The 18,356-nt window shown below is 60.4% G+C and carries 16 protein-coding genes; 11 read left to right on the forward strand and 5 right to left on the reverse strand.

The genetic code is table 11. The features are described from left to right. Positions 1-13 precede the first annotated feature (13 nt). On the forward strand, positions 14-1,006 hold the full coding sequence (locus tag FHR98_RS00630; RefSeq protein ID WP_183414675.1) for an isopenicillin N synthase family dioxygenase: 993 nt from the start codon (positions 14-16) through the stop codon (positions 1,004-1,006). Positions 1,007-1,011: 5 nt separating this feature from the next. Here FHR98_RS00630 and FHR98_RS00635 read toward each other — a convergent pair whose 3' ends face one another. Beyond that, the gene (locus FHR98_RS00635) at positions 1,012-2,262 is read right to left on the reverse strand and encodes a UbiH/UbiF/VisC/COQ6 family ubiquinone biosynthesis hydroxylase (RefSeq protein ID WP_183414676.1); all 1,251 of its coding nucleotides are present in this window, start codon (positions 2,260-2,262) and stop codon (positions 1,012-1,014) included. Positions 2,263-2,581: 319 nt separating this feature from the next. Here FHR98_RS00635 and FHR98_RS00640 point away from each other — a divergent pair, with 319 nt between their 5' ends. The 5 genes from FHR98_RS00640 (at position 2,582) to FHR98_RS00660 (ending at position 9,385) form a co-directional block, all read left to right on the forward strand. After that, on the forward strand, positions 2,582-2,920 hold the full coding sequence (locus tag FHR98_RS00640; RefSeq protein WP_183414677.1) for a P-II family nitrogen regulator: 339 nt from the start codon (positions 2,582-2,584) through the stop codon (positions 2,918-2,920). Positions 2,921-2,934: 14 nt separating this feature from the next. Then, on the forward strand, positions 2,935-4,263 hold the full coding sequence (locus FHR98_RS00645) for an ammonium transporter (RefSeq protein WP_183414678.1): 1,329 nt from the start codon (positions 2,935-2,937) through the stop codon (positions 4,261-4,263). Between the two features lie 405 nt (positions 4,264-4,668). Further along, positions 4,669-5,889 carry an aminotransferase class I/II-fold pyridoxal phosphate-dependent enzyme gene (locus FHR98_RS00650; RefSeq protein ID WP_183414679.1) on the forward strand — a complete coding sequence of 407 codons (1,221 nt, stop codon included), beginning with the start codon at positions 4,669-4,671 and terminating at the stop codon, positions 5,887-5,889. A 73-nt stretch (positions 5,890-5,962) separates the two neighbouring features. Beyond that, positions 5,963-8,503: a DNA translocase FtsK gene (locus tag FHR98_RS00655; RefSeq protein WP_322091196.1), complete on the forward strand. Its 2,541-nt coding sequence runs from the start codon at positions 5,963-5,965 to the stop codon at positions 8,501-8,503. Between the two features lie 177 nt (positions 8,504-8,680). After that, positions 8,681-9,385, forward strand: a complete 705-nt coding sequence (locus FHR98_RS00660; protein ID WP_183414681.1) for a LolA family protein — start codon at positions 8,681-8,683, stop codon at positions 9,383-9,385. 12 nt (positions 9,386-9,397) lie between these two features. Here the strand turns inward: FHR98_RS00660 and FHR98_RS00665 are convergent, their stop codons facing one another. Continuing rightward, positions 9,398-10,189: a sterol desaturase family protein gene (locus tag FHR98_RS00665; protein WP_183414682.1), complete on the reverse strand. Its 792-nt coding sequence runs from the start codon at positions 10,187-10,189 to the stop codon at positions 9,398-9,400. 123 nt (positions 10,190-10,312) lie between these two features. Between FHR98_RS00665 and FHR98_RS00670 the strand changes: the two genes are divergently transcribed. Then, positions 10,313-11,095 carry a gamma-glutamyl-gamma-aminobutyrate hydrolase family protein gene (locus tag FHR98_RS00670; RefSeq protein WP_183414683.1) on the forward strand — a complete coding sequence of 261 codons (783 nt, stop codon included), beginning with the start codon at positions 10,313-10,315 and terminating at the stop codon, positions 11,093-11,095. A 391-nt stretch (positions 11,096-11,486) separates the two neighbouring features. Further along, a complete protein-coding gene (gene xth, locus FHR98_RS00675) occupies positions 11,487-12,287 on the forward strand; it encodes an exodeoxyribonuclease III (protein WP_183414684.1) in 801 nt (266 codons plus the stop codon). Here the strand turns inward: xth and FHR98_RS00680 are convergent. Both FHR98_RS00680 and FHR98_RS00685 read right to left on the reverse strand, forming a co-directional pair. Next, complete coding sequence (locus tag FHR98_RS00680; RefSeq protein WP_183414685.1) at positions 12,274-12,891, reverse strand: alpha-ketoglutarate-dependent dioxygenase AlkB family protein; 618 nt, start codon at positions 12,889-12,891, stop codon at positions 12,274-12,276. The two genes, xth and FHR98_RS00680, sit on opposite strands and share 14 nt — an antisense overlap. Continuing rightward, positions 12,888-13,112, reverse strand: a complete 225-nt coding sequence (locus FHR98_RS00685) for a DUF3040 domain-containing protein (RefSeq protein WP_183414686.1) — start codon at positions 13,110-13,112, stop codon at positions 12,888-12,890. Before FHR98_RS00685 ends, FHR98_RS00680 begins: the two co-directional genes overlap by 4 nt. A 251-nt stretch (positions 13,113-13,363) precedes the next feature. Between FHR98_RS00685 and dnaK the strand changes: the two genes are divergently transcribed. The 3 genes from dnaK to dapB all read left to right on the forward strand — a co-directional run bounded on the left by dnaK (position 13,364) and on the right by dapB (position 17,404). After that, positions 13,364-15,295, forward strand: coding sequence for a molecular chaperone DnaK (gene dnaK, locus FHR98_RS00690; protein ID WP_183414687.1), 1,932 nt, complete (start codon positions 13,364-13,366; stop codon positions 15,293-15,295). 93 nt (positions 15,296-15,388) lie between these two features. Beyond that, positions 15,389-16,534 carry a molecular chaperone DnaJ gene (gene dnaJ / locus FHR98_RS00695; RefSeq protein ID WP_183414688.1) on the forward strand — a complete coding sequence of 382 codons (1,146 nt, stop codon included), beginning with the start codon at positions 15,389-15,391 and terminating at the stop codon, positions 16,532-16,534. 63 nt (positions 16,535-16,597) lie between these two features. Beyond that, on the forward strand, positions 16,598-17,404 hold the full coding sequence (gene dapB, locus FHR98_RS00700) for a 4-hydroxy-tetrahydrodipicolinate reductase (RefSeq protein WP_183414689.1): 807 nt from the start codon (positions 16,598-16,600) through the stop codon (positions 17,402-17,404). Positions 17,405-17,423: 19 nt separating this feature from the next. On the opposite strand, the gene pdxY is transcribed toward dapB, so the two are convergent. Beyond that, positions 17,424-18,335: a pyridoxal kinase PdxY gene (pdxY, locus tag FHR98_RS00705; RefSeq protein ID WP_221205659.1), complete on the reverse strand. Its 912-nt coding sequence runs from the start codon at positions 18,333-18,335 to the stop codon at positions 17,424-17,426. Positions 18,336-18,356: the final 21 nt, after the last annotated feature.

The raw sequence follows: 18,356 nt of genomic DNA on the forward strand, positions 1-18,356 counted from the left end.
GGACGCCGATCCCATGTCAGCCGCAGCCTTCGACACGATTCCCCAAGTGGACATTTCGCCACTCTTTGGGCGCCCAAGCGCCGCGCGCGATGTCGTTGACCGGGCCATCGACCGGGCCTGCCGGGAGATCGGGTTTCTTGTTGTTACGGGTTTGCCGGACGAGGCCCTGCTTTCCCCGGAACGCCGGGCGTCCCTGCTGCGGCTCTTTTCGATCCCGCCGGACGCGCAACGGCGACTCTGGCGACGCAAGTTCGCGCCCGAGGCCCGAACGCTCTATAGAGGGTACTTCCCGTTGCAGAGAGGCGTTGCCGCCTACAAGGAGGGAATCGACCTCGGTCCTGACCCGGCACCCGCTAAGCGACACCCCTTGATTGAGGAAAACCCCTGGCCGACCGAGGACGACCTACCGGGCTGGCGCGCCGATGTTCTCGCCTATCGCAAGGCCATGGAGGGGGTCGGGACAGCCCTGCTGCAGTCCCTCGCCCGGGCTTTGGGTCTGGCCGAGGACCACTTCGCCCAGGCCTTCGACCAAGGAAACGGGACCTTGCGTCTGTTGCACTATCCGCCGCGCAGTGCGGAATCCTACATCGGACTAGACCGGCCTTACCGCGACCATCAGGGCGCCCGCTATCCCATCATGACACGGGAGCACAGTGATTCCGGTTGCTTGACCCTGTTGGCCCAACTGGACCAACCGGGACTGCAGGCGGAGAATGGCGCGGGCCAGTGGATTGATGTCCCCTGTTTGCCGGACAGCCTGGCGATCAACCTGGGTGACCTGATGGAACGCTGGAGCGCCGGCCGCTACCGCGCTACCCGCCATCGGGTCCTGGCGCTTCAAGGCGGTTCTCGTTACTCGTTGCCCTTCTTCTTCGAACCAGCGGTCGATGCCGTGATCGAACCCTTGCCCGGCACCGGAAGCGAAGCCTATCCGGCAGTCGTCTATGGCGACTACCTGATCGAAAAGGTCAAAGCCTTTCCCGAGTTTTCGGATTTCCTGGCCTAGCGCCGCTACAAGGGTTGGCCCTTGATCAATCGCGGCAAATCGCCTTCCAGGCCCATGGCGTGACGCATGAAGAGACGTTTGAGCGGCGGAATTCGCTGAACCGCCGCCAGCCCCAGATCACGGGCTAGGCGAACCGGGGCAATATCGTTGGAAAATAAACGATTGAGCGCATCGGTGACGGCAACCAGCGCCAGACCATCGAAGTGCCGCCATTGCGGATAGCGTTCCAGAACAGTTGCCGAACCGACGTCAAGTCCAAGGCGCGCCGCATCCACCAGCACTTCGGACAAGGCAGCGACATCACGCAGCCCCAGATTGAGTCCCTGACCGGCAATCGGGTGAATCCCGTGGGCGGCGTCACCAACCAAAGCCAGTCGATTATCGATGTATCGGTCCGCCAGCAGCAGAGAGAGTGGATAAGACCAGCGCGGGCCGACCGCCTTGAGGGTCCCCAGGCTATCACCGAAACGACGGGCGATCTCTTTTGAAAAGTCGGCTTCGGGTAAAGCCATCAGATGGTCGACCAGACTGCGCTTCTCCGTCCAGACGATGGAGGAGCGGTGGTTGCCCGCGGCGTCGTCTGTCAACGGCAGCATCGCGAAAGGACCGGAAGGCAGGAAGTTTTCGTGCGCCACGCCCTCGTGCGGCAGGCTGTGCTCGACCGTACAGACGATGCCACTCTGGGGATAATCCCAGCGTGTTACCTCGATACGCGCCTCGTCGCGCAAACGCGCGTTGCGGCCTTCGGCTGAAACCGCCAGACGAGCGGTGACCCGACGGCCGTCACCCAGCGTCGCCTCCACGGCATGTGCACCACGCTCCAGGCTTTCCAGCGTGCAGGGAGCAAGCAGTGTCATCCCTTCGCGCGGCAATGCGCCGAAGAGCCCGCGACGGATCGCTCTATTTTCGACGATGTAGCCAAGCGGCTGATCGCCAACCTCCCGATGATCATAGTGCAGGAAAAGCGGCGACGGCTGCTCGCCCACCCGCGCATCGGAAACCCGAATATCCAGGATGGGCGCCGCCGCCGGCGCCATCGCGCCCCAAAGATCCAACACCTGCAGCATCTGCTTCGTGCCCCTGGCAATGGCACTAGCCCGGCCGTCAAAGGTGTTGTCCTGCATTTTTGCCGGATCGGCGCGGTCCAACACAACGGCGGATAATCCCGCGCCCGCCAAAGCATGACCAAGCGTCAGGCCGACCAACCCGCCGCCGATGATCAATACATCACACTCAAGATTTGGGTTCTTCTTCATTCCGTAAAGATCGACTGCCGAGCGCGCGCTGTCCAGCCCCCGGATCAGCCCCTGAGGCGATGCGGCTTAGATTCTATATATGCATATTTTTTATGCAAATGATTGTAGATGATTATTATTTAGGCATTTATCCCATAAAGCTCTTTGTATTTCATGAACCGCTCATGCTGCACCTGCGAAGTAGCTGTTTGATTCGCCGTCATGATTCGAGAAGCCGGCGATTTTGGCATGAAACTTGCTTGTTATCTGTCAGGGGCCGGCTGTCGCCGGTCTTGGGGAGAATGAACTCTTGCTACCAACAACACGGGGGTACCCAGCCATGAAGCTGGTAATGGCCATCATAAAACCCTTCAAACTCGACGAGGTCCGAGAAGCGTTGACAGGCGTCGGGGTCGAGGGTCTGACCGTCAGCGAGGTCAAGGGATACGGCCGTCAGAAGGGGCAAACTGAAATTTACCGCGGCGCCGAATACGCCGTCAATTTCTTGCCGAAAGTGAAAATCGAGATCGCGGTTGATGACCCGCTCGTCGAGAAGGTCGTCGAGACAATCCAAGTTGCCGCCAATACCGGGCGCATTGGTGACGGCAAAATCTTCGTTCTGGATCTGAATCACGCCGTGCGCATTCGCACCGGCGAAACCGATAGCGCGGCTCTTTGAGGAGGACTTGGAACATGACACGCACCTTAATCAGGAAATCCCTCTCCATCGCAGGTCTTGCTGCCTTGGGTGGGGTCTTGCTCGTATCTCCGGCCGCCGCCGAGGTTTCCGAGGAAGTCACCTACGTTTTCAACACCACACTGTTTCTGATCGGCGGCTTCCTGGTTATGTGGATGGCTGCCGGCTTCGCCATGCTGGAAGCGGGCCTGGTCCGCACGAAGAACGTGGCCATGCAGAGCCTGAAGAACATCACGCTCTACTCCATAGCTTGCCTGACCTACATGCTGATCGGCTACAACCTCATGTATCCGGGCGACGCCTGGATGAGTCAGGGCTGGCTGGGCGCCTTTAGTGTCACGTCGCTGCCGGGCCACGAAGGCGAAGACATCACTTATGCTTCCGTCGGCTCGGATTTCTTCTTCCAGTTGGTTTTCTGCGCAACCACGGCCTCCATTGTTTCCGGCACGCTGGCCGAGCGCATCAAGCTGTGGCCTTTCCTAGCCTTCACGGTGCTGCTGACCGCCTTTATCTACCCGATCCAGGGTTCCTGGAAATGGGGCGGCGGTTGGCTCGATGCGCTGGGCTTCAACGATTTCGCGGGCTCAACCATCGTGCACTCCGCCGGCGGCTGGGCGGCCCTGATCGGCGCCGTGATCTTGGGTGCGCGCAAGGGCAAATACGGCGCCGATGGGCGCATACACCCGATGCCGGGCTCCAACCTGACTCTGGCGACCTTGGGTACCTTCATCCTCTGGCTCGGCTGGTTCGGGTTCAATGGCGCCTCACAGCTTGCCCTGGGATCCCTGGGTGACGCTTCCGACGTAGCGCGCATCTTCGCCAACACCAACACTGCGGCCGCCGGCGGCGCGATCACAGCGTTGATCCTGACCCAAGTCATCTACAAGAAGGCGGATCTGACGATGGTCCTGAACGGGGCGCTTGCTGGCTTGGTTTCGATCACCGCGGAACCGCTGACTCCAACGCTGGTCGAATCCATGATGATTGGCGCGGTGGGCGGCGTCATCGTGGTGTTCGTTGTCCCCCTTCTCGACAAGATCCGGATTGACGATGTCGTCGGTGCGATTCCGGTACACCTCTGCGCCGGTATCTGGGGCACGTTGGCCGTTCCTCTCACCAATGGCGATGCTTCATTCAGCGCCCAGATCATCGGCATTCTGGCCATCGGCATCTTCGTCTCGGTTGCTAGCGCAATCTTCTGGCTCCTTATCAAAACCTTCATTGGTCTGCGCGTGAGCGAAGAAGAAGAAGACATGGGGCTCGACAAGGCCGAACTGGGCATGGAGGCCTACCCCGAGTTCGGGCGCGGCTCCCAAACCTTCTAAGGACAGAGCAGTCCTCAAACCGTTCCCGGCGGATGTTCCTCCGCTAACCTCGGCCCGGAAGCTTCGGCTTCCGGGCTTTTTTTATTAAGTTCCCGCTATGTTCTGATTTCGAGATTCGATTCGCCTCCCGAGTCGCGCCCGAGTCGTTTTCGAGTCGCAAAGGGCAGATTGGCAGGCGCCATTTCGCTCTGGTAAGACAAGTATTGCGGCCATGAATTCACAAGCCCACTACATCTTGCGGATTTTCTTCCAGCCGTCCAAACTGCTTATCAATCGAAGCTGCTTGTCCGTCTTAAGACATAACGTTAAGATTGTTCTTGTTTTAGCCTATTTCCGACCGAACCGCTGGGCTTTGGCTGTTCAGGCTTGATGAATATGGCGCGGGGTTAAAGGGAACTGCCAACGATGACATCTTTTGCGGCTGCAGGTAGGAGCGCCCTCGGCAGCTTCCATCCGTTCTTGCGGTTGGAACGCCTGTTGCGCGACCACCCTGCCGGCGACCACGGGCTCCCGGGCGTCAAGGGACCGATACAGCTACAAGTCGGCGACCCCAAGAATGCGCCGCCGGCATTCCTGCAGGAGTGCCTGCAAAAAAACGCGGCGGGCTGGGGCTCCTATCCGCCGCCGCGCGGTACGGCCGACTATAGGGAAGCTGCAGCGGACTGGCTGACCAACCGCTTTGCCCTGCCGGCCAATTTCATCGATCCGGACCGCAACATCCTGCCTGTCCCGGGCACCCGCGAAGGCCTGTTTTTCACGATCATGATGGCGATTCCCGGCCCCGGCGAAGGCGAAAAGCGAAAGGTTCTTTTGCCCAGTCCCTTCTTTCACGTCTACGCCGGCGCCACGGCGGCGGCTGGAGGCGAGCCTGTTTTTGTTCCTGCGCGGGCTGAAACCGGGTTCATGCCCGACTACGCCGCCTTGCCCAAGGAGGTGTTGGAGAAGGCGGCGCTGGCAATCCTTTGCTCGCCGTCCAACCCACAAGGCGCGATTGCCGATGCAGCGCAGATGCGCGACGTCATCACCCTGGCCCGGCAGCATGATTTCCTCGCCATATTCGACGAGTGCTACTCTGAAATTTATCTGGACCAACCGCCGCTAGGCGCGCTCCAATCGGCTGCCGAGTTTGGCTCACTCGACAATCTGGTGGTGTTCCACTCCCTTTCGAAGCGTTCCAGCGCGCCGGGTCTGCGATGCGGTTTCGTTGCAGGAGATGCGCGCTGGATCGACCGGGTGGATGGTGCAATGCGCTTTGGCGGTGCAGGCGTCCCCTTACCGGCACTGGCAGCCGGGGCCAGCCTGTGGCGCGACGAGGTGCACGTGGAGCGCAATCGTGACTATTACCGCGAGAGCTTTGTCATGGCCGAGCGTTTGCTCGGCAATCGATTAGGTTATCGGCGCCCAGGAGGCGGCTTTTTCCTTTGGCTCGACGTCGGGGACGGAGAAGCCGCAACGGTGAAGCTTTGGAAGGAGGCCGGTATTCGGGTCCTTCCCGGCGCCTACATGAGTGCGGAGGACGAACGGGGAGATAACCCCGGAGCGCCATATATCCGCGTAGCCCTGGTCTATGATGCGGCCTTCAACGAAGCCGCTCTACGCCTATTGCTGGACACCTTGGAAGTATGAGACACAACCGCCACGCAGATAGTGCCTTGCAGGGCATCGAAGCTCCAACCATGCTGGGGGAGGAGGCATGTCGGTGAGAGATTCTACAGCCGGACGCGGTGCGAGCCGCCTGTTACCGGAGAATGCGAGCGCATTTCTGCGCAACCGCGCAATCGAGTTGCTCGGGGTGCTTTTGTTTGCCCTCGGCCCGGCCCTGATCGCCGCCAGCATCAGTTACAACCCCAACGACCCGTCTCTCAACCGCGCAACGACGACCGAAGCTACAAACCTGCTGGGCCTGCCGGGTGCCTATGCTGCCGATCTTCTGCTGCAAAGCCTGGGGCTCGCCACTTTGGTTCTGGCGGTCATCTTCATGACCTGGGGTTATCGGATTCTGCGCGATCACACGCTCGAACGGATGTGGCTGCGGCTGACGTTGCTGCCTATCGGTCTATTGTGCATTGCCATGGCGATGGAGACGCTGCCTCGGCCCGAAGGTTGGCCTTTCCCCTCGAATTTGGGTGGGTTCTCGGGCGCGCTGTTGGCCAGCGCTCTCAAAGGCACCTTCGGACTGGCGCTTTGGCTGTTGGGGTTGATCGGCCTTGTTTTGGGCCTGTGTCTGCTGGGCTTTTGCTTGGCGCTAACAGGTCGTGACTGGCGCGCACTGGGGCGCGGCGCCACCTGGCTGTTCCCACGCCGGCAGGTGGATGCTAAGGGCAAGAAGTCCCGTCCGGAGCCAAAATCTGCCCGTAAATCTGAAGCTAGAACCAGCGCCGGAAACAAGGCCAGTGAAAGCGCGGGCGGTCTTTCTTTCCCTTCTTTCCTGACCGAACGTCCCTCCATGCCGCGGCTGCCGTCTCTTGCCGGTTTCTGGGCGCGCTTCAAGCCGCTCACGGGATCTGACGGCGAGGACGAGGAGGATGCACCGCCGCGTAGCGATCGCGTGGAGCCGCGACTGGATACCGGCAAGCGTGGCGATGACGGCCCCCGAAAACCCGCTGCCCGCGGTAGTGCCGCCAAGGGCCCGACGGATATCCCGAGCAAGCCTGAGGAGAAGAAAGCCCCACGGCAAACCGCGGCGCAGAAACAGGGCAGCCTAAAACTCGGCAACCCTGGCGACTACGCGGGACCTGACTTGGAGCTGTTGCGAACGCCGCCGCCAGAGGTTGTCAACGCTGAGCATAGCAACGACGCCCTGGAAAAGAACGCCCGCCTGCTGGAAGGCGTGTTACAGGACTTTGGCGTCAAAGGCGAGATCGTGAAGGTGCGGCCAGGACCCGTGGTTACGCGATATGAACTGGAGCCTGCGCCTGGAACCAAGACAAGCCGGGTCATCGGTCTGGCGGATGACATCGCCCGTTCGATGAGCGCCTTGTCGGTGCGTGTGGCGGTCGTCCCGGGCTCCAGCGTGATCGGCATCGAGCTCCCCAACAAAAAGCGTGACACCGTTTGGCTCCGCGAGGTGCTGGCCTCCGACATTTACCAGGATACGCGGGCAAAGCTGCCATTGGTGCTTGGCAAGGACATTGGCGGACAGCCGCTCGTCGCCGATCTGGCCCGCATGCCGCACTTGCTGGTCGCCGGCACCACCGGATCGGGCAAGTCGGTCTCGGTCAATGCGATGATCCTCAGCCTGCTCTACCGCCTATCGCCCGAGCAATGCCGTTTCATCATGGTCGACCCGAAGATGCTCGAATTGTCGGTCTATGACGGAATCCCGCACTTGCTCTCACCGGTAGTCACCGATCCGCGCAAGGCGGTCGTCGCCTTGAAATGGGCCGTTCGCGAAATGGAGCAGCGTTATCAGGCCATGTCGCGGCTCGGCGTGCGCTCTATCGAGGGTTACAACCAGCGGGTCGACGAAGCCCAACGGAAGGGTGAGGTGCTGACGCGCAAGGTGCAAACCGGCTTCGATCCGGACACTGGCCAACCGATCTACGAGGAACAGCCGTTTGATCTGACGGCACTGCCTTTCATCGTGGTGATCGTCGACGAAATGGCCGACCTGATGCTGGTCGCCGGCAAGGATGTGGAGGGTGCGATCCAGCGCTTGGCGCAGATGGCGCGTGCGGCGGGCATCCACCTCATCATGGCAACGCAGCGCCCGTCGGTCGATGTCATCACCGGCACGATCAAGGCCAACTTCCCTACACGCATCTCGTTCCACGTCACCTCCAAGATCGACAGCCGTACGATCTTGGGCGAGATGGGTGCGGAGCAGTTGCTGGGCCAGGGCGATATGCTCTACATGGCGCACGGCGGCCGCATCACGCGCGTTCATGGACCGCTTGTCACCGACGAGGAGGTCGAGCGCGTCGTCAATCACCTCCGCGATCTGGGTGAGCCGGAGTACCTCGAATCGGTCACCGATGAAACGGAGGTCGGCGGCGACATCCTGATGCCCGGTGGCGATGGTGGAGGCATCAACGGAGGCGGCAGCGGCGACGAGCTTTACGATCAGGCGGTAGCCTTGGTGTTGCGCGAACGTAAGGCTTCAACTTCCTTCGTCCAGCGCCACCTGCAGATCGGCTACAACCGGGCTGCACGTTTGATTGAACGCATGGAACAGGAAGGCTTGGTCAGCAAGGCCAACCATGTTGGTAAGCGTGAAATTCTGGTTGGTGGAGACGGCTGAGCGACACACGCCAGACCGGCAGCCAAGAAACCCGTCATAGAATTGCCATGCTTGTCGCCTAGTAACGGCGATCTGGTGTACCGGCCTTGTCAGGCAAGATAAGCAACACCATTGTCTTGGCACGACCGCTACCGCGGCTTTCACCCTCAAATCATGCAAAACATGGCGAAGGCAAATATGAAAAGATTTCAGATCACCCGACTGCGTCTATTGCCTCTACTGCTGTTAGGCGCGCTGCTGGCCGCCGGCCTCCCGGCGAAAGCGCAGAACGCTTCGCCCAACCTGGGTGATTTCAAGACCAGTGGTATCGACGGCGCCGACAAGGGATCGGAGGCCGCGCGGCTGCTCGGGAAAATCGAAGCATATCTCAACGGGATCGACACGATCACGGCGCGTTATGCCCAGCTCGCGTCCAACGGCGCCTACGCGGAGGGCATGCTGCACCTGGATCGGCCAGGCAAGATGCGCTTTGAGTATGATGCGCCCCACCCCATCGTCATGATATCTGACGGTGATGTACTTTTTTACTACGACCGGGACTTGGAAGAAGCGACACGCATCGATGTCGAGCAAACTCCTATCTGGTTCTTGCTGCGGGAACAGGTATCCTTCGATCAACCCTTACGTATCGTCGAATTGAAGCGGCGCGGCGGCACGGTTCTGGTGTCGCTCGTTGAAGAAGATAAGCTTGATCAGGGAACCGTGACCCTGCAGTTCAATGAGAATCCACTCAGTCTTCAACGCTGGCAGATCGTTGACGCACAGGGAATGATTATTCAGATCACGCTCTTGGATCCGCGCTTCAACGACCCGATTCCCGACAAGGCGTTCGATTTCAGCGAGTACACGCTGCCGCTCAGCGGCAGCGCGTCGGACCGTTGACCGGTCTCACGATCATCCCGTAAACGGCCGCGCCAAAAGACCCAGCAAAGATCGCTCGGGCCGTGCTTCGACGCCGATTACCATGTCGGTTTGTCGATGATTGCGGCTGAAGGACGCAAATAGACGATCCCAGAAGCTAAAGAGCGTACCGTAGTTCGAATCGGTGTCCTTGCGCACCGCATGGTGATGCACCCAGTGAATTGAAGGCGTTACGATCACCTTGGACAGCGGTTTCTCGACTACCGCCGGCAGGCGGAGGTTGGAGTGGTGAAATATCGCGGCGCAAAGCACCACCACCTCGAACACGACCACGGATGTAAAAGGCATACCGAGCAGAATGATGACGCCCGCACGGGCCAGCGCCGACAGCACAACCTCGCCGAAATGGAAACGCACCGCCGAAGTGGTGTCCAAAAAGCGATCCAGGTGATGCACCTCGTGGAACCGCCAGAGGAACCCCACGACGTGATTGGCCCGGTGCCACCAGTAGATCAGGAAATCGAGCAGGATAAGATCGAAAGCCAGACCTAAGGCGCCGCTCCACCAATCGGGTCTCCAATTGAGTATCTGGCCGCTTGCCCAAAGTGAAAGCGGCAGGACGATCAGGGGCGACAGTCCGACATTAACCAGCCAGAGAGACGCATTGCGCGCCAACCGCAGCCAACTGGATCGTGCTGTTGCCGCCCCCAGTTCCGGCGGCAGAGGCGCTGCAGGATAGAGCCGTTCGGCCACGAAAAAAGCCCCCAGCCAAAGTGCGACGATCAGTCCCTTGTATGTCAGAAGTTCTTCGATCGCGTTTTCCATAGCGCGTGATATGCCGCGCCTTGAAGGCGAAGGCAATACACAAGCCCGTGCTAGGGCTGCTCATAAACTCTACCGCATGCTAACGCTCTTGCGCTTTGTCAGGTTCAGCGCTAGCTATCGGGTATGACAGCAAAGCAACCCCTCATTGGCGTTCCGGCCTGCGTCCGGTCCATGGATCAAATGCCGTTCCATGTGGTAGGCGACAAGTACGTGCGCGCCGTCAGTCTTGGCGCAAAGGGAATTCCCGTCGTCTTCCCAGCGCTGGGTGATCTTATTCCACTCGCTGAGATGATTGACCGTCTGGACGGCATAATGCTGACCGGCAGTCCATCAAATGTTCACCCTACGCGTTATGGCCAGACCCCTACACCGGAAGCCGAGCCCCATGACGAGTGGCGCGACGAAACGACGCTACCCCTGATCGAGCTGGCGCTGGAGCATGGCGTACCCCTGTTTGCAATCTGCCGCGGTTATCAGGAGCTTAATGTGGCCCTTGGTGGGACACTCTATCCAAGGGTTCATGAGCTTGAAGGTCGTCTGGATCACCGGGCGCCCAAGGTCGAGAATATGGATATCAAGTATGGGCCGCGCCATTCCGTTGATCTGACACCCGGCGGCGAACTTGAGAAAATACTTGGTGTCCGAAGGATTGAGATTAATTCGCTTCACTGGCAGGCCATCGATCAGGTCGCGGACCGTTTGGCCATTGAGGCGATCGCGCCAGACGGCACGTACGAGGCGGTGAGCGTCAAGGGCGCCAGCACTTTTGCGCTCGGCGTGCAGTGGCATCCGGAATACAAGGTCCGGGAGAACCCCGCTTCACTGAAAATGTTTGAGGCCTTCGGCGACGCCGCCCGGCAACGTGCGGAAGCCAGGGCGCAGGGCCGCCTGGCCTTGGCCGTCTGAGCTTTGGTTCGTCGTTTCGGCTCTGCATGCCCGCCAAGGCAGCTATTCCTGAGATGCATACGATTGTGCGCCGCACCCTATTGCAAGATACATTCTGCGACCTAGATTCATACTCATGAGTGAAAGCCGCAACGGTGAGTAACGCATAAGAGGGAAGTTCCGTGTTCCCCTGCCGGAACTCCCAGCTCTTAGGAGCTCAAACGAGAACGCCCGGATCTCCTCCCCCCGAGCCGGGCGTTCTTTTTTGCCTGAAATCCGCCCCCACCTTGATCGCGAAGCATCGTCACAAGGTTCGGCTTGCCCTGACCCCACCTAGGGCGGCAGACTGCGCGCCCAACGTTTGACGGGCTTGGATTCGTCCTGCCGACCCGCGCACCGGAGAGGATACAGCATGAGCGCCCTTACCCTTGCCACCTGGAACGTCAATTCCCTGCGCCAACGCCTGGACGGTCTGGCGCGGCTTGTGGAAGAAAAGAGCCCCGATGTTCTGTGCCTGCAGGAGACCAAGGTTCGGGACGAGGAGTTTCCCGCCGAAGAAATCAAGGCGATGGGTTTCACGCATCAGGTTATCATTGGACAGAAAAGCTACAACGGCGTCGCCGTTCTTTCTCGCCGCCCGTTCAAGGCCGTGGGAGAGCGGCGTGCGTGGTGGGGCAAAGACGACTGCCGCCATGCATCCGTTGAGTTGGATGGCGGCCTTGAGATTCATAACTTTTACGCTCCTTCGGGCGGCCCGACGCCCGACCCGGAAAAGAATGAGAAGTTTGCGCACAAGCTAGGGTTCTATGACGAGATGGCGCAGTGGGCGGCAGATCGGAAAAACGATGATCGAGCCATGATCCTGGTTGGCGACTTGAACATCGCACCGTGGGAAAATGACGTTTGGAACCACAAAAAGTTGCTGCGCAGCGTCGGCCATACACCGACGGAAACTGAACGCTTCCAGCAATTGTTGGCCTCAGGCGCGCTCACCGACGTGGGTCGGCGCTTTGTCTCCGAGGATAAGCCGCTTTACAGCTGGTGGGGTTACCGCTTCGCTCAGTCTTTTGAGAAGGACTATGGATGGCGCTTGGACCATGTCCTTGCCAACGCGGCAGGAAACGCGGCGATCGCCGGCTATGAGGTCTTCCGGGATACCCGCACCTGGGAAAAACCCTCGGACCACGTACCGGTCATCGTCAAGGTCGCGTAACGCGACGCAGTGTGAGGTTGATCCGACCGCCGTCGGGAAACAGTGGCCCGGTCAACAGCCGGCTGGAGCCCCCCAGAATACGGTCTATACCATGGTAGGACAGCCGCGCAGGCCCCGCCATCACCAACACATCGCCTGAACGCAGCTTAACGACGCTCGAAGGCCCTTGCCGATCCGCTGCGATCCGAAACAGGCCGGTATCCCCCAAAGAGATCGAAACGACGGGCGCGGCAAGCTCTTCCTCGTCCCGGTCCTGATGCAACCCCATACGCGCGCCAGGCCGATAGTAGTTGACGAGGCAGGCCTCCGGCGGATGAGAATATTCTGCGACCGAAGACCAGACATCCAGCACCGATTGCGGGATTGGCGGCCAGCGCCGTCCGGTGTTCGGGTGACAAGCCTGATAACGATAGCCGCCTTGGCGGTCCGATACCCAGCCCAGGGGGCCTGTGTTGGTCATGCAGACCGAGAAGCTCTTGCCGCTGCGGGGCATCACCGGTGTAAAAAACGGCGCTTCCTGCAGCACGGACGCTATAGCGGCGACCAAAGTCCGCTGCTGCTCACCGCAAAGAAACTCCGGGAAATAGCCAACACCCCCGATCACCCTGTTTCCTCTCCCTTTCGGGAGCGGCCGCGACGCCGCAACAAAAAATAAACTGCCCCGCCCGCAAGCGCGACATAGCTGCCCAAACGAGACAGAATCACACTGTCGAGCAGCAGCTCGCCGGCCAACATCATCAAGACGCCTATCACCGCTATTGCAACCAACAACAAGGCTGTGCGCTGTCGTGGCGCGTCTGCTTGCTCTTTCTTATCGTTAGCCATCGCGGGTCGGCTCCTTAGGCTCTGTGACTTTCTAGACTGGCGTTTTGGCACGCCGCGACATAAAAACCCTGCACGTCAAACGGTTTCAATGCTTGCAGGCGCGCCAGTCTTGACTATATAGCGCGTTGGAGCGACGTGATCATCATAGCCGTCGCAATGAGCCGAATGTAGACGAAAACCTTTTGGGGACCGAAGCGGTGGCGCTTCTGCTGGAAGGCCACCCGAGAGGTCTGCTGGAAAAGAGGAAACACATGAGCAAAGTCATCGGAATCGACCTGGGAACCACAAACTCCTGTATCGCCATCATGGATGGTAAGCAGGCTAAGGTCATTGAGAACGCCGAGGGTGCACGCACGACCCCCTCCATGGTCGCCTTTACCAAGGACGGCGAGCGCCTTGTGGGTCAGCCTGCGAAACGCCAGGCGGTCACCAACCCCAGCAATACGCTGTTTGCCATTAAGCGCTTGATCGGTCGTCGCTTCGACGACCCGACCGCGAAGAAGGACCAGGAACTGGTGCCCTACCAGATCGTCAAGGCCGACAACGGCGACGCCTGGGTTCAGGCGCACGACGAGAAGTACAGCCCTAGCCAGATTTCCGCCTTCATCCTGCAGAAAATGAAGGAAACAGCCGAAGGGTACCTGGGCGAGAAGGTCGAGAAGGCCGTCATCACGGTTCCGGCTTATTTTAATGATTCACAGCGCCAGGCTACCAAGGACGCCGGCAAGATTGCCGGCTTGGAAGTGCTGCGTATTATCAACGAGCCGACCGCCGCTGCCCTGGCCTATGGTCTTGAAAAGAACAAGAGCGGCACCGTCGCGGTCTACGACCTTGGCGGCGGCACGTTCGACGTTTCCATCCTGGAGATCGGCGATGGTGTCTTCGAAGTTAAGGCCACCAATGGCGACACTTTCCTGGGTGGTGAAGACTTCGACAATCGGATCATCGAGTACCTGGCCGACGAGTTCAAGAAAGAGCAGGGCATCGACCTGCGCGAGGACAAGCTGGCTTTGCAGCGCCTTAAAGAAGCCGCAGAGAAGGCGAAGATTGAGCTCAGCGCCAGCACGCAGACGGAAGTCAACCTGCCCTTCATCACCGCCGACCAGTCCGGCCCCAAGCACCTCAACATCAAACTTTCGCGGGCCAAGCTGGAAAGCTTGGTGGACGATCTGGTGCAGCGAACCGTCAAGCCTTGCAAGACCGCCCTCAAGGACGCCGGCTTGACCGCGGGTGATATCGACGAGGTTATTCTCGTCGGCGGCATGACCCGCATGCCCAAGATTCAGGAGACGGTGAAGACCTTCTTCGGCAAGGAGCCCCACAAGGGCGTCAACCCCGACGAGGTCGTGGCCATCGGCGCTGCTATCCAGGGCGGCGTGTTGCAGGGTGACGTCAAGGACGTCCTGCTGCTCGACGTGACGCCGCTGTCTTTGGGTATTGAGACCCTGGGCGGTGTCTTTACCCGACTGATCGACCGCAATACCACCATTCCGACCAAGAAGAGTCAGGTTTTCTCGACCGCCGAGGACAACCAGACGGCGGTGACCATCCGCGTTTTCCAGGGTGAGCGGGAAATGGCGGCCGACAACAAGTTGCTCGGCCAGTTCGATCTGGTCGGACTGCCTCCGGCGCAGCGTGGCATGCCGCAGATCGAAGTGACCTTCGATATCGACGCCAACGGCATCGTTCAGGTCTCGGCGAAAGACAAGGCCACGGGCAAAGAGCAGCAGATTCGCATCCAAGCTTCCGGCGGTCTTGCCGACGACGAGGTCGAGAAGATGGTCCGGGACGCCGAAGCGCACGCGGAAGAAGACAAGAAGCGGCGCGAAGTTGCCGAACTGCGCAACCAGGCCGATGCCCTGATCCATCAGTCCGAAAAGTCGCTCAGCGAAGTCGGCGACAAGCTTGGTGACGCGGAGAAGCAAGAAGTTCAGGCAGCCATCGACGACCTGAAAAGCGTCAAGGACGGCGACGACCTTGAGGCCATCAAAGCCAAGACGGAAGCACTTGTACAGGCTTCCATGAAAATCGGCGAAGCGCTCTATAAGCAGGGCGAGGAAGCCCAGGGTGACGCAGCCCAGGGCGAAGGCGGCCAAAGTGGAAGCGGCGCTGCCGCGGACGAAGGCGTCGTGGATGCCGACTTCGAAGAAGTCGACGACGACGAGTCGAAGAAAAACTCGTAACGAACCCGGTTCGACCGCTGCCGGATCGGCCGCACCACGCGGCCGTATCCGGGGCGGGATCCGGACGACGCGGCGGAGAGGGCATCCACATCGATGGCTAAACGGGATTTTTACGAAACGCTGGGCGTATCCAAAGGGGCCTCGATCGACGAGATCAAGAAGGCCTACCGGAAGCTCGCCATGAAGTATCATCCGGACCGTAATCCGGACAGCAAGGAAGCCGAAGAAAAATTTCGCGAGGCCAATGACGCTTATGACGTTCTGAAGGACGAACAGAAGCGTGCCGCTTACGACCGCTTCGGTCATGCCGCCTTCGACGGCAACATGGGCGGGGGTCCGAGGGGCGGCGGCGGCGGCGATTTCGGCGGCGGATTTGCCGATATTTTCGACGAGATGTTCGGCGACTTCATGGGCGGCGGCGGCGGACAGAGACGCCAGTCGGCAGGGACTCGCGGTTCCGATATTCGGATCAATCTGGAAATCACCCTGGAGGAAGCCTTCGAGGGCAAGAAGGCCCAAGTCCACGTTCCGACATCCGTTGCCTGCGAACCTTGCAACGGCACCGGAGCCGAACCAGGCTCCCAACCGACGACCTGCGGTACTTGCGCGGGTCGCGGGCGCGTACGACAGCAGTCGGGCTTTTTCACCATCGAGCGAACCTGTCCGCGCTGTCAGGGACAAGGCCGGGTCATCGAAGACCCCTGCCACAGCTGCCACGGACAAGGCCGGATTGAGAAGAATCAGACCCTGGCAATCCAGATCCCGGCCGGTGTCGAAGACGGCACGCCGATTCGGCTATCGGGCAAGGGAGAGGCGGGCCTGCGTGGCGGCGGCCCCGGCGACCTCTACGTGTTTATTTCCGTCAAGGCGCATCGCTTCTTCAAGCGCGAGGGCGCGCATCTTTTCTGCAACGTGCCGATCCCCATGACCACGGCTGCCCTGGGCGGCACCCTGGAAGTGCCGGTGATCGACGGCAAGCGCGCAAGACTGCAGATTCCCGAAGGCACCCAGAACGGCCACTCCTTCAGGCTGCGCGGCAAGGGCATGAGCGTGCTGCGCTCTTCGGCGCGCGGCGATCTCTATATCCAGGTTCAGGTGGAAACGCCGGTAAACCTTACCAAGCGCCAGAAAGAGCTGTTGGAGGAATTCCAGACCGAGAGCAAGGGCCAGAAGACCTCACCCCAGTCCGACGGCTTCTTCGCCAAGGTCAAGGAATTCTGGGATGGCCTCACCGAGTAACGCGCCTTTTCCCCGCAACGCCTACATGCTAAAGCAAGCTGCGATGATTGGGGGAAACGGAAGATGGCGGATACCAGAATAGGAATAGTCGGCGCGGGCGGTCGCATGGGCCGGATGTTGATTCAGACCGTGGCCGCGACCAGCGGCGCCGTTCTGTCCGGCGGTATTGAGCGGCCGGGCAGCGAAGCTGTCGGCCGCGACCTGGGCGAACTGGCGGGGCTCGGACCCTTGAGCTTGAAAGTAGGCGACGACGCCACCGCCCTAATCGCCCTCAGCGATGTCCTGATCGACTTCACCAGCCCGGCTTCCACCACCGCCACGGCCAAGCTTGCAAGCGAACGGCAGGTCGCCTACGTCATCGGCACCACCGGTATCTCGGCAGAGGAAGAGGCCGAGATCGCCGAGGCGGCGACGCACACCCCAATTGTCAAGGCAGGCAACATGAGCCTGGGCGTCAACCTGCTGGTCAATCTCGTGGAGCAGGTGGCCAAGGCGCTGGATCCCGATTTCGATATCGAGATTGTGGAGATGCACCACAAACACAAGGTCGATGCCCCCTCGGGCACGGCATTAATGCTGGGCGAGGCGGCGGCTAAGGGCCGCGAGGTCGCATTGGAAACGGCGGCGGTCAGAGTGCGCGACGGTCATACCGGCGTCCGCCAGCGCGGCACCATCGGATTCCAATCGCTGCGCGGCGGCGACGTGGTCGGCGACCATACGGTGATTTTTGCCGGAAACGGCGAACGCATCGAGGTCACGCACAAAGCCACCAATCGCAGCGTCTTCGCCTCTGGCGCGGTAAAAGCCGCCCTCTGGACGAAGGGCCGCAAGCCTGGCCTCTACTCAATGCGTGATGTCCTGGGCCTATAGGGACGCCTGGCAACCCTTCTCAGACGACCTGTTCGACCTCGTAGAGCGTCGGCGGCTTGACCAGGAACTCCTGAGCAGCCACCAGCGGCAAGTCGAGCGCATCCTCCGCCTTCGCCCTGAGCAGGGCATGAACCGATGAGCCGGCCAATGCCAAGGCCTCGTCCATGCCCCGACCCTGTAGCAGGTGACCGATGAACAGTGCCGCCGTGAGGTCTCCGGCCCCGCCGGCCTTGTGCGTGAGCGTCAATCGCGGCGTGACCAGCCGCCAAATGCCCTTGGGCCCGGCGACCAGCATCTCGATGCTATCGGGCGGGCTATCCACAAGATCGACCGAGGTTACCAAAAGGCAGTCCAACCCGCCTTCAAGCAGCCATTCGGAAGCGCTCAACAGGTCCAGACGCCGCTCAATATGCCAACCGGTGAGCAAGCTCAGCTCAAAGAGGTTCGGTGTCAACACGTCGGCTTGAGGCAAGGCTTCTTCTCGGAAAAACCGGGGGATCTCCGGGCTGACGTAAAGCTCGCCGTCATCGCCCATCACCGGGTCGCATACGTAAAAGGCGTCTGGGTTTGCCTCCTTTACCAACGCAACAGCGTTCAAAACCGCCTGGCCGAGCTCCGCCGAACCAAGATAACCCGACAGCACGGCCCGGCATTTGGAAAGAACGCCCAGGTCATCCAACCCCTGGGTAACCGCTTCAAGGTTATCCAACGTCAGGGGCCCACCCTTTGCCGGGCCGTGTCCGGTATGATGAGCGAGCTGCACGGTCATCGCCGGCCAGACCTCGATACCCAGCCGTTGCAGCGCAAACGCGGCCACGGCATTCCCAACGTGCCCAAAGACAACGTGCGACTGAATCGATAAGACCGACATGGCCCGTGAATCTCCTGCGACTGCCCTCGAATCGCAGTTTGGCACAGCTTCGTCTTGCATTGTAGCGATCCCTGAACGAGG

Origin of the sequence: Limibacillus halophilus (assembly GCF_014191775.1) — a bacterium.
Taxonomy (GTDB): Bacteria; Pseudomonadota; Alphaproteobacteria; order Kiloniellales; family CECT-8803; genus Limibacillus; species Limibacillus halophilus.

Excerpts from the sequence above, each read along its gene's own strand:
- FHR98_RS00645 (WP_183414678.1), top strand. The coding sequence starts at position 2,935 with ATGACACGCACCTTAATCAGGAAATCCCTCTCCATCGCAGGTCTTGCT.
- xth (WP_183414684.1), top strand. The coding sequence starts at position 11,487 with ATGAGCGCCCTTACCCTTGCCACCTGGAACGTCAATTCCCTGCGCCAA.
- dapB (WP_183414689.1), top strand. The coding sequence starts at position 16,598 with ATGGCGGATACCAGAATAGGAATAGTCGGCGCGGGCGGTCGCATGGGC.
- dnaK (WP_183414687.1), top strand. The coding sequence starts at position 13,364 with ATGAGCAAAGTCATCGGAATCGACCTGGGAACCACAAACTCCTGTATC.
- FHR98_RS00665 (WP_183414682.1), bottom strand. The coding sequence starts at position 10,189 with ATGGAAAACGCGATCGAAGAACTTCTGACATACAAGGGACTGATCGTC.
- FHR98_RS00685 (WP_183414686.1), bottom strand. The coding sequence starts at position 13,112 with ATGGCTAACGATAAGAAAGAGCAAGCAGACGCGCCACGACAGCGCACA.
- pdxY (WP_221205659.1), bottom strand. The coding sequence starts at position 18,335 with ATGCAAGACGAAGCTGTGCCAAACTGCGATTCGAGGGCAGTCGCAGGA.
- FHR98_RS00670 (WP_183414683.1), top strand. The coding sequence starts at position 10,313 with ATGACAGCAAAGCAACCCCTCATTGGCGTTCCGGCCTGCGTCCGGTCC.
- FHR98_RS00630 (WP_183414675.1), top strand. The coding sequence starts at position 14 with ATGTCAGCCGCAGCCTTCGACACGATTCCCCAAGTGGACATTTCGCCA.
- FHR98_RS00650 (WP_183414679.1), top strand. The coding sequence starts at position 4,669 with ATGACATCTTTTGCGGCTGCAGGTAGGAGCGCCCTCGGCAGCTTCCAT.
- FHR98_RS00640 (WP_183414677.1), top strand. The coding sequence starts at position 2,582 with ATGAAGCTGGTAATGGCCATCATAAAACCCTTCAAACTCGACGAGGTC.
- FHR98_RS00635 (WP_183414676.1), bottom strand. The coding sequence starts at position 2,262 with ATGAAGAAGAACCCAAATCTTGAGTGTGATGTATTGATCATCGGCGGC.
- dnaJ (WP_183414688.1), top strand. The coding sequence starts at position 15,389 with ATGGCTAAACGGGATTTTTACGAAACGCTGGGCGTATCCAAAGGGGCC.
- FHR98_RS00660 (WP_183414681.1), top strand. The coding sequence starts at position 8,681 with ATGAAAAGATTTCAGATCACCCGACTGCGTCTATTGCCTCTACTGCTG.